The 2,775-nt window shown below is 61.0% G+C and carries 3 protein-coding genes; 1 reads left to right on the forward strand and 2 read right to left on the reverse strand.

Annotation, left to right across the window (positions count from 1 at the left end):
- Positions 1 to 208 precede the first annotated feature (208 nt).
- Positions 209 to 820, forward strand: coding sequence for an AAA family ATPase (locus tag GOOTI_RS05185; protein ID WP_039993470.1), 612 nt, complete (start codon positions 209 to 211; stop codon positions 818 to 820).
- Between the two features lie 109 nt (positions 821 to 929).
- On the opposite strand, the gene GOOTI_RS05190 is transcribed toward GOOTI_RS05185, so the two are convergent.
- Positions 930 to 1,334 carry a DUF6262 family protein gene (locus tag GOOTI_RS05190; RefSeq protein ID WP_007237519.1) on the reverse strand — a complete coding sequence of 135 codons (405 nt, stop codon included), beginning with the start codon at positions 1,332 to 1,334 and terminating at the stop codon, positions 930 to 932.
- The coding region (locus GOOTI_RS05195) for a tyrosine-type recombinase/integrase (protein WP_007237520.1) at positions 1,331 to 2,775 on the reverse strand (1,445 nt) is incomplete at its 5' end. The genes GOOTI_RS05190 and GOOTI_RS05195, both read right to left, overlap by 4 nt.

A 2,775-nucleotide genomic window follows, 5' to 3' on the forward strand; every position in this document is an offset into this window, starting at 1 on the left:
TTATCTGGGGTAACCGTTCAGCGTCCTCTCCTGTGCAGTCTTAGGTGATTGAGGCGATCTGAATCTAAGAGTGAACACCTGCGTTGCGTTGTGTTGACGGTTCGGCCATCAGATCCGCGCTCGATCGGTGAGCGGTAGGTGATGTAGTCAAGGTTGGCTGCGAAGTGCTGGGCCTCGGGCGCATTTCGATCTCGGTAGCCTTCAGGGCATGCTCATTTGGATCAATGGCGCTTTTGGAGTCGGTAAGACACAGACTGCTCATGAACTGAGCCGTAGGCTCGCAGCTTCACATGTGGCCGATCCTGAGCTTCTAGGATTCGCGATCCACAAGATGCTGCCAGCCAGTAGCCGAGGCGACTTTCAAGATCGCCCCCAGTGGCGCTCTGGGATCGTGGCCACCCTTGCGCAGGCGGTCCGCGAGGCCCCGAGCCCGGTGATTGTTCCCATGACGTTGGTCGATGCGAACTATTTCGATGAGGTTGTTGGGGGTCTGCGCGACGAAGGTATTGATGTGCGTCATTTCGCGTTGACCGCATCGGTTGAGGTGATTCATAGGCGCTTGAGGTCTCGACTAGCGTCTGTTCTCGGGCGATTGATCGGCGCTGATGAGACGTGGGCGATGCAGCAGGCAGAGCGTTGCGTTTCTGCTCTGCAGGACTCCAGGTTTGCGACCCATCTGCCCACAGATGGCCTGAGTGTTGATGAAGTGGTCGAGCAGATCGCACATGACCTCAACCTGCCGCTCGAGCACTCTCGACTGGGCGCGACTCGATACCAGCTGCGTCGTGTTGGGGTCGGTATCCGGCACATCCGTTTCTAGGCTGTACTACCGGCCTTCGGACTGAGCGTGGGCAAGCTGGTATCTGGGCCGGTTTCGATGATGGTGCCGCGCTAGGTGAAGGGGGCGGCGATCGCTGCCTATGGCGGTTTCACTGGCGTTGATCGAGTTGGCCGTAGAGGATCGCGATCGTTGTGTCACGTTCTGCGACTGCAGCTTTGAGTGCAGCGTTCTCTGCTTGCGTGGCGGCAAGTTTGCGACGCAGAGCAGCCACGACCGATGATTCTCGTGGGGACGGACTGCTTTCGTTGGTGTTGACCGGGTGGGTGCGGTACTGGTCGATCGTGGCGAGGATGTCTTTGTGCTTGTAGATCGTGTTGCGTGAGACGTTGGCCTTCTCAGCGACGGCTGCCACGGAGATGGGGGCCCCTGCTTTGCGCAGGGCGCGTACCGCTTTCTCGATGTCGTGGCGTTTGGCTGCCGACCGGTGTTTGCGGTAGCGGGCCAGACCGAGTCGAGCTTTCTCGCCTGGTGGTGGCGGCACGGCTGGACTCACTTTGTCTCCTGGCCGCGCTGATCGTTAGGTTCGCTGGAGTCGGCTTTGCGGAGGGCAGATTCATGGCTGCCGCGAGTCTTGATCTGCAGCAGCGGTAAGCGCTGAGCGGTACCGGCCCCGGCGACTATCTGTTCGGACTCTGCGTGTAGACGGTTGATGATTGCGTCGAGTGAGGCGAGTTCGCGGCGACGTTCGTGGATCCACACGTTGTCATCGGTGAGTTCGCGGCCGGTGCGTTCGTGGTACTGGCGGCGACGCACGTCGATGAGGGTGAGGGTCTTGCGGCGTTGATCGGTGAGTTCATCGAGATGGGTTGCATCGGTAGCGAAGTGACCGCAGGTCAGGCATGCGTTGCCCTTGTCGCAGGATTTCAGCGGCGGCAGCAGGCACACTCCGTTGGGCAGCACGCGGTCGGTGCGTTGCGAGAGCTGGGTCATGTCGTAGATGTCCGACGGACTGATCCCGATGTCTGCTCCCGAGGCGCCAATCTTCTTGTGCTTGAGGAATTCTGCTTCGGCGGTCGCTTCTAGGGTGGCGGCGTATCGCAGCGTCATCTCCGGGGAGGCGTGCCCGAGGTACCGCTGTACGACGTGAATGGGTACACCGTCGTTGAGGAGTTCGGTGGCACGGGTGTGGCGCAGCCGATGTGTTTGCGAGAATTGCAACCGGTGCCCGGCGGCGTCGACGAGGCCGTGAATTTTGTCGAGTTGACGCAGCTTCTCACCGTAGGAGTGATAGCTGCGGGGCAGTTGGCCCTGATTATGGTGACGCAACCCGAGGAACAGATACTTCGACTCCACATCGGGGTAGCGGGCGCGCAACCAGTCTTGCTGCTCGGTGACCACGTTCACGACGGCTTGCTCGACGAGGATGGTCGGTAGGACGCCGTCAACTTTGGTCTGCTGGTACCGCAGCTTCGCCACGAACGCGTCGGGGTCATCGGGGTCGGGGGGTTTCTGGCCCGCAATGGCCTCCAGAGGATCGAAATCGAGCATAAGGATCTCCGAGGCCCGGCGACCTGTCAGCGCCTGCAGCAGCCACGTACGAGCCGCTTGCGGATCACCGAGGCCGGCCACCAGGGATATGGTTCCGTCGGGGTGGGTGATGCTGACCGGGTGACCCAGATCTGCGGCCAGCACATCGAGGTAGTTGAGCATCTGCTGCAGGTCTGCGGTCGAGTACCAGGTGAGTTCTCGTGTGTTCTTGCGCCGTCCGGGACGAAATGCAGGGCCCCACAAGCGGGTGTGCGAGTCTGTCAACTTCGCCCACCGTTGATCGCCGGTCACCGCGGCAGCCTCTTCGGCGTTGTCGGCCATGAACGCATAGAACGACTGGGCGCGTGACCGCGCATTGTCGATGGCGTTTTGGGTGAGCGGTTTACCCGGACGCGATTGCCCCTCCTGTGACTCCAGGTAGGCGGTGTAGTCGCGGAACGTTTGAC

This window comes from Gordonia otitidis NBRC 100426, from assembly GCF_000248075.1.
Lineage (GTDB): Bacteria > Actinomycetota > Actinomycetes > Mycobacteriales > Mycobacteriaceae > Gordonia > Gordonia otitidis.